Origin of the sequence: Caldimonas sp., from assembly GCF_046289365.1 — a bacterium.
Taxonomy (GTDB): domain Bacteria; phylum Pseudomonadota; class Gammaproteobacteria; order Burkholderiales; family Burkholderiaceae_C; genus Caldimonas.
Map to the genome: position 1 here is coordinate 1 of NZ_JBKBVU010000147.1, position 7,611 is coordinate 7,611.

Annotated in this window: 6 protein-coding genes; all 6 read left to right on the top strand. The window is 65.4% G+C overall.

Annotation, left to right across the window (positions count from 1 at the left end; translation table 11 throughout):
• Positions 1-1,731, top strand: a 1,731-nt coding sequence (locus ACK42S_RS13215) for an AAA family ATPase (protein WP_409708262.1), incomplete at its 5' end; no start/stop codon positions are given.
• 31 nt (positions 1,732-1,762) lie between these two features.
• On the top strand, positions 1,763-4,699 hold the full coding sequence (locus tag ACK42S_RS13220; protein ID WP_409708265.1) for a type VI secretion system Vgr family protein: 2,937 nt from the start codon (positions 1,763-1,765) through the stop codon (positions 4,697-4,699).
• A 22-nt stretch (positions 4,700-4,721) separates the two neighbouring features.
• On the top strand, positions 4,722-6,161 hold the full coding sequence (locus ACK42S_RS13225; RefSeq protein ID WP_409708268.1) for a hypothetical protein: 1,440 nt from the start codon (positions 4,722-4,724) through the stop codon (positions 6,159-6,161).
• A complete protein-coding gene (locus ACK42S_RS13230) occupies positions 6,161-6,919 on the top strand; it encodes a hypothetical protein (RefSeq protein ID WP_409708271.1) in 759 nt (252 codons plus the stop codon). The genes ACK42S_RS13225 and ACK42S_RS13230 overlap by 1 nt, the downstream gene beginning before the upstream one ends.
• 43 nt (positions 6,920-6,962) lie before the next feature.
• Positions 6,963-7,310: a hypothetical protein gene (locus tag ACK42S_RS13235; RefSeq protein ID WP_409708274.1), complete on the top strand. Its 348-nt coding sequence runs from the start codon at positions 6,963-6,965 to the stop codon at positions 7,308-7,310.
• On the top strand, positions 7,307-7,611 hold a 305-nt coding region (locus ACK42S_RS13240; RefSeq protein WP_409708277.1), incomplete at its 3' end, for a hypothetical protein. The genes ACK42S_RS13235 and ACK42S_RS13240, both read left to right, overlap by 4 nt.

Consider the following 7,611-nt stretch of genomic DNA (forward strand, 5'->3'; position numbering starts at 1 on the left):
GGGGAGCTGCGCACGGTGGCGGCCACCACCTGGAGTGAATACAAGAAGTACTTCGAGAAAGACGCGGCCCTGGCGCGACGTTTCCAGGTGGTCAAGGTCGAAGAACCGTCCGAGGCCGTGGCCACGGACATGCTGCGTGCGATGGTTCCGTTGATGGAGCGCCATTTTGGCGTGCGCATCTGCGACCAGGCCGTCGCCGAGGCTGTGCGTCTGTCCCATCGCTACATCACCGCGCGGCAGTTGCCCGACAAGGCCGTGGGGGTGCTGGACACGGCCTGCGCCCGCGTGGCCCTGGGGCGCAACGCCACCCCGGCAGTGATCGAGGAGGCCCGTCGCCGACTCGAGGCCCTTGAAGCCGAGCGTCGGGCCCTGCATAAAGAGGCGGCCCAAGGTGTGGATCATCGCGCCCGTCTGGCCGAGATCGAAACCCAAACTAGGGCCGTCCAAGTCTGCCTGGACGCCGACCTGTCCCGCTGGGAGCAGGAGAAGACGCTGGCCGCCGAGATCGATGAGCTGAGCGCACGTCTGGAGCCGAAGGGTGGTGAAGGTCTGCCCCCTCATCCGGCGGGCGAGGCCTCCACCGAACCCCAAGCGGTCCCCGCCAAACCGCGCAAAAAGGGCGAACCCCTGCACTTGACCCCCTGGCAAGCTGCGCTTCAGGCCAAGTTGGCCGAACTGGCGGCCATCCAGGGTGAAGCTCCCCTGGTGCCGGTGCATGTCGATGCCCAGGTCGTCGCCCGTGTCGTGTCGGACTGGACGGGCATTCCCTTGGGAAGGATGGTCAAGGACGACATCCAGGCCGTGCTGCAACTGCAAGAAGCCTTGCAGGCGCGCGTCATCGGCCAGCCGCATGCCCTGGCTGCCGTGGCTCAGCGTGTGCGTACCGCCAGGGCCGGTCTGGAGGATCCGAACAAGCCCCAGGGGGTTTTCCTCTTCGTGGGCCCCAGCGGTGTGGGCAAGACCGAGACCGCACTGGCGTTGGCCGAAACCCTCTACGGTGGAGAGCGCAGCCTCATCACCATCAACATGAGCGAGTACCAGGAGGCCCACAGCGTCTCGGGCCTGAAGGGATCACCGCCGGGTTACGTGGGCTACGGAGAGGGCGGGGTACTCACCGAGGCGGTGCGCCGCAGGCCCTACAGCGTGGTGCTGCTCGATGAGGTGGAGAAGGCCCATCCCGATGTGCTGGAGCTGTTCTTCCAGGTCTTTGACAAAGGCGTGATGGAGGATGCCGAAGGCCGGGAAATCGACTTCCGCAACACCCTCATCATCCTCACGTCCAACGTGGGCTCGTCAACCCTGATGCAGGCTTGCCTGAACAAGGACGAAGACGACAAGCCCAGCCCCGAGTCGCTGGAGGACATGCTCAAACCACAACTGTACAAGGCCTTCAAGCCCGCCTTTCTGGGGCGACTGAAGGTCGTGCCGTTCTACCCGCTGTCCGACGACGTGCTCGAGCGTGTCATCCGTCTCAAGCTCGATCGCATCGGTGAACGCTTCAGAGCCCGACATGGCGCCAGCTTCGAGTATGGCGACGACCTGGTCGAGGCCGTGCTGGCTCGGTGCACCGAAGTCGATACCGGCGCCCGCAAGGTCGATCACCTGCTTGGAGGCAGCCTGCTGCCAGAACTGGCCCAGATGGTGCTTGCCCGCATGGCCGAGGGGCAGCTCGTCGGTCGCATCAGGGCCACCGTGGGCAAGGACGGCCAGTTCAGATACCGCATGAGCTGAAAGGTGTCTCTCAAGCGAACGGAGCCCAACGATGACCCCTCTTTCCGACCTGGCCCAGGTCGTTCGTGCTGCGCTGGCGGGTTTTGACCAACACGAGCGCTTGCTGAGGCTGCACACGCCGCTGGGTCCGCAGGTGCTGCTGGCCGAGCAGGCAGTGATCACCGAGAGCATCGGGCCGTGCGAAGGCGTGGTGGGTTTTCGCATCGAGATGACGGCCCTGAGCGTCAGTGCCCACTTGGAGCTGGACGCACTCATGGGCCGGGCGGTGCGGCTGGATCTGCTCACCGCGGCCAGCCGCAGCCGGCTGCGCTCCTTCCATGGACATGTCACCCACGCCAGCGTGCTGGGCTCGGACGGTGGTTTTGCACGCTATGCACTGGTCATCGAACCCTGGCTGAGCCTGCTGGCCCACCGGGTGGACAGCCGCTGCTTCCAAGGCATGAGCGTGCCTGGCATCGTCGAACAAGTGTTCGCCCATTACCAGCAGCGGGGCGCGCTCATGCCCGCGTGGCGCTGGGCCCTGGCCGACCCACAGAGCTACCCTGAGCGCTCCCTGTGCATCCAGTACCAAGAAAGCGATCTTGCCTTCATCTCGCGGCTGCTGCGCGAAGAAGGGCTGTTCTGGTGGTTTGAGCACGAGGCTCAAGCCGACGACACGCTGGGCCGGCACACCCTGGTCATGGCCGATCACAACGGCGCCCTCAGCCCGGTGCAGCCTGAGCGCGTGCGCTACACCCAGACGCTGGCCAGCGTCAGCGAAGACGGCCTGCACCACTGGATGCCGATGCGGCGCAGCCACGTCGCGCAGGTAGGGCTGGCCAGTTGGGATTACCGCAGCGTGGGCCTGCGCCCCGTCCATGCACAGGCCAACGACGCCTGCGCCAGCGCTCACACCGGCTGGATCGACGTGCCCGGGGTGTACGCCTACGAAGACAGCGCCCAAGGCGAGCGGCTGGCGCGCCGCTGGCTCGACGCCCTGAGCTCGCGGGCGCATCGGGTGCAAGGACACAGCCGCGCCCGCCACCTGCACGCAGGCGGACACTTCGTCCTGGACGGCGCCCCATGGCAGCCCCCCGGGGCCGATCCCGCCCAGCGCTACGCCGTGCTGCGCGTGGTGCACCGGGTGCGCAACAACCTCGCGGCCGATGCACAAGCTGCCCTCGAGCGCGCATCTGCTGCGCCCGAGGCACCGCATTACGACAACGACATCATGGCCTTGCCGCTGAGCCAGCCGGTGCGCGCGGCCGTGCTCGACGACATCGAAGGCCAGGTGTTGCTGCAGCCGCGTCCCACGGTGGTGGGGGCGCAAACCGCGGTGGTCGTCGCCCCGGCGCAGGCGCCGGTGTACACCGACCGGGACCACCGCATCAAGATCCAGTTCCACTGGCAGCGTGGCAGCCGCTCCAGCCACCGGCTCGACAGCGACGACGGCCGAGACGACGCCCCGGCCAATGAAGCCAGCGGCACCTGGGTGCGCGTGGCCGAGTCCTGGGCGGGCGACGACTGGGGCACGAACTTCGTGCCGCGCACCGGCCAGGAAGTGGTCGTGCAGTTCCTGGACGGCGACATCGACCGGCCCGTTGTCGTGGGCGCCGTCTACAACGGCAGCGGGCATCCGGATGCCCAGGGCAACCAGGTGGGCGCCGGGGCGGCTGGAGCCACCGGCAACGCGCCGGCGTGGTTTGCCGGCGGCCAGGGCGCCGCAGGCCCTGGGCCCCAGGCGCTGCACGAAGGCCACCGGCACGCAGCCGTGCTGTCGGGCTACAAAAGCCAGGAGCTCCCCCACAGCCAAGACGGCGCCGGCGGCTACAACCAGCTCGTCTTCGACGACACCCCCGGCCAGGCCCGCATCGAACTGAGCAGCACCCAGGCGCACAGCCAGCTCCAACTGGGCCACCTGCTGCACCAGCGCGACAACCAACGGCTGCACCCGCGCGGCCACGGTGCCGAGCTGCGCACCCAGGCCTGGGGGGCCGTGCGCGCCGGCTGCGGCCTGCTGCTGAGCGCCTACGCCCAAAGCGGCGGCTCCACCCAAGCCGGCCAGCAGCTCCAGGCCCATCAGGCACACACCCAACTCAGCCAAGGCCTGCAACGCCAGCACGCCCTGGCCCACAGCGCGCGTCAACACCAGGCGCACACCGACACACAACCGCAGCCCCAGCAGCTGATCAACCACGAGGCCTGGCAAGCCACGCTGCAAGAGCTGCAAGCCACCGCCAGCCACGGGGCGGCCAGTGGCACGCCCATCGGCGGCGGGCAAGGCACGGTGCAGGCATGGTCCCGCCCGCACCTGCTGGCGTGCGCGCCGGCGGGGCTGGTGTTCACCACCCCGGCACACCACTTGGTGGCCGCCGGGCGCAGCGTGAGCGTGACGGCCGGGCAAGACCTGTCGCACACGGCCTGGGGCGGCCACCGCGTCATGGCCGCCCAAGGCATCGTGGGCTACACCGCGGGACGCGCGGCGGGGGCCCAGGCGGCGGCCCATACCGGCATCAGGCTGCACGCGGCCAGCGGGCCGGTGCAAAGCCGCAGCGCCAGCGCGGCCACCCACATCGCCGCGCGCGGGCGCATCGACGTGGCCAGCACGCACGCGCACATCCACATGCAGGCCCCCCGGCACCTGCTGCTGGTAGGCGCCGGCTCGGCCCTGAGGATCGAAGGCGGCCACATCACCCTGAGCACCCCGGGGCGAGCGCAGTTCAGGGCCAGTGTGCGCAGTTTGGAGGGGCCAGGGGATGCCTCCGTGCCTGGTATTGAAATGGCAGCCGTGGCCCCGCTGAACCTGCCGCCCCAGCCTTTACAGGTGACTTTGGTCGATCCTGATGGCGGCAGCCCTGCAAACGAGGCGATCAAGCTGCGGGCTGCTGATGGGACAGAGCATCACCTGAATGCAGCAGGTGGCTCAGCAGTCATTCCAAGCTTCAAGCCAGGCCTGGCCAAGTTGACCCAGACCGCACGACACGACTGAGAACCACAGAACATCGAGCATCATGTCATCCATCCTCCAAGCGGCACAGGCGGACCAGCATCCGGCGCCCCCGAAGCCCCTGGCGGCAGATACTCAGCAGGTGTGCATCGACCTTCCTGGTGAAGAGATCCGTTGCTACATCTATAAGCCCAAGCTGGAAATCATGTTGCGCAAGCATCGTGATGTGATTTTTGATATCCGGCTTTTCAAGGGCATGACCTACACCGTCGAAGCCGACCAGAGTGATTTCTACAACGCGCGAGACAAGAAGATCGTCCTGCGACAAAAGCAGCAAAAGGTCACGTTCCAAGATGGTGAGCGTCTGCACCTGTGGATAGGTCGCAATTTCAAAGGCAGCCTGATCCTCAAGGCCCACGGCAAAGTGCTCGGGCGGTACGTGCCGAACGAACTGGACCCGCGACGGTACGCAGATGAGCCGGCCGAAAAGCCCGCGCCGCTGCTGGTCGTGATGCATGCCGAACCCAGCACCAAGGCCACGTTGCCGGGGCTGGCCCCAACAGTGCCCCAAGGGCCGCTGGGCACAGGTACCGAGTGGACGCCATCGTTTGAGCCCCTGCAGTTCAGCCAGGAGGTACGCGAGCGCACGCAGAGCATTCATGTGGTGGAGGTGCGCCCAGGCGGGCTGGAAGTTCCCCAAGCGATTGCCGACTTCTTCAAGTACGGCGGCGAGCAGACCGCCATCGACACTTCGGGCATCCTGACTCGCAACTGGCTGCTATCGCAGATCGTCGGGGGGGCCACATATATGAATCAAAACCAGGCCTGGATCAAGGAACTGTGGAAGGAGAAGTTCTACCTCCAGAGGGTCATCCACCAGTCGGGGCCCAAGTGGTACATCGTCTTCAAGGGCAATCCGGGCTTGCGCCAGTTCCTCACCGCATCGCGGTACGGCGCCGAGCACGCCAAGGTGATTGCGATCAGCGCGGGCGCGGGATCGGTGGCCGGCATGCGTCACGCATCGTGGGGTGCGGCCAAGGGCGCGTTCCAGGGAGGCGGCCTGCTGGCTCTGATTTTCACGATCACCCTGAGCACGGCGGAATGGTTGGCCGACTACGAGCAACGCGACCCACAGACTGGCAAGCCCAAGCGGGATGTTTTTGATCTGTGTTTCAAGGTTGGGGTTGATGTGGGGAAGGCTGTTGTAGGCGCCGCAATGGGTGCGGCGTTTGTTGGCTTTTCGGTTTGGTTCGCCACCTCAGTTGCGGCCGCTCTAGGAAGTACCCTGTTTGTATCTGGTGCAGTTCTTGTGATAGGCACTATCGCGGCTTCTGTTGTGATCGGAGGGCTGCTTGACTTGGCGGACAAGGAGACCGGGTTTACGGAGTCCTTGAGGAAGCGAATGCTGACCAGTGCTCAGTCCCTTGAAGGGGTGCTTCCCAAAGATTACGGAGGCTACGGCAAATCAGTGGAGGCGGCTTTAGTTCACGGTGGAGGTCCGTGATGACGGCAGTATCGAACCCGCGCGCGGGCATGCGGGCCGCCGCATGGCTTTGGATGCTCTCTAGTTTGTTACCGGCTGGGGTTTTGCTGCTTGCCAGCAGTGAATGGGGAGCACTCGCCGTTATGCCGTCCGATGCACTCATTTTTGGAGGGGGGCTGGCTCTTGCGTGTCTGATTGCCAGCTTCTTTGCGCCAGCGAGCCTGGATAGGCTCCTTATTAGCCGCATCCTGATGGGTATTGGGCTTAGCCCATTGTTGTTCATGACCGCAGGCGCTGGGTTTGCGTTCTTGCTGGCCCCGGATATATCGCTTCAGAGTAAATCACTGATTCTCGCGATTTTTTTCGGAGCGGCAGTACTTTGGTGCGCCACGGCCATGTCTTCGCTCAAGCGGCGTGTTGAGGAGATGCGCTTTTTCGAACGGGAGTTCGTGATTCATGCGACAAAGATTGTCCTGCGCCACCCTGTAAAAACAGACTTGGATGCGCCGCGCGTTCGTGACACGACCCTGGCAAGCAAGATTTGTCACCGGATCGGCCCCTACCTTCTGATGGGCATTCCGATGGCCTATCCGATGCAACGCCTATTGGTCGACACGAGTGGTATGTCAGCGGTGCTACTTCTTGTCGCAGTCCTAACGTTGCCTTTGACAATCTATATGCTTGGCCGCTTGGCTTGCGGAGCTTACCTTTGGATCTACAAGGTCTGGCAACTGGAACGGGAGCACGGCAAGCCGGTCGTCTTCGATGTAGGGGAGTAATGAGGGGGCGGTTTCGGGCGGAGTCGCTGGTGCGATCGTGGGCATGACTGGCAGTGGAGTGGCTTTTCTGAGCATTCCTGTGTTGCAGTTGCTGCGCGCCGGCTACATGCACCTGGGGCTGAGGGCGGCCACGGGGCTGGGCTTGAGCTTGACGGGCTGGGGCCTGATCCTGGTGGGGCTGAGCCTGGTCGGTGAGGTGCTGGCGGTGGTGCTGACTCCCAGTGAGCAGCAGGCGTTTTTGAGGCGCACGTACTTCGGGATCGGGCCCAACAAGTTCAAGACGCTGGAGGAGGAACTGCAAGCCCTGGAAGCGCTGGGCCGCCAGAGCGGCGTGCCCGAAGCGCCCGGGGTGCAGCCGGCATCGATCCCCGCGGGAGGACCTCGGCCATGAGCGCGGGCGAACGCCGGGTGGTGCTGGAGCCGCTGTACGGGCACGGCCAGCATGTGATGCCCATCTACGCGGCCGGCGAGCGGGTGGCTCTGAGCAGCGCCAGCGTGGACGACGTCAAAAAGCGTGGGGGCAAGAGGCTACGCCCGGCCCTGGGGGTGTACGACAAGAAGCAAAAGGCGGCCGAGCGGCCCCAGGCCTACGGCTGGATCAAGGCGATCTATGCCGATGCGATCGAGTTCACCGCGATGCGCCAGGAGCTGGAGGGCATGCCCATGATCCAGGCGGCCATCGGGTTGATGGT

Coding starts and splice junctions, on each gene's coding strand:
- ACK42S_RS13230 (WP_409708271.1), top strand. CDS start 6,161: ATGACGGCAGTATCGAACCCGCGCGCGGGCATGCGGGCCGCCGCATGG.
- ACK42S_RS13220 (WP_409708265.1), top strand. CDS start 1,763: ATGACCCCTCTTTCCGACCTGGCCCAGGTCGTTCGTGCTGCGCTGGCG.
- ACK42S_RS13235 (WP_409708274.1), top strand. CDS start 6,963: ATGACTGGCAGTGGAGTGGCTTTTCTGAGCATTCCTGTGTTGCAGTTG.
- ACK42S_RS13225 (WP_409708268.1), top strand. CDS start 4,722: ATGTCATCCATCCTCCAAGCGGCACAGGCGGACCAGCATCCGGCGCCC.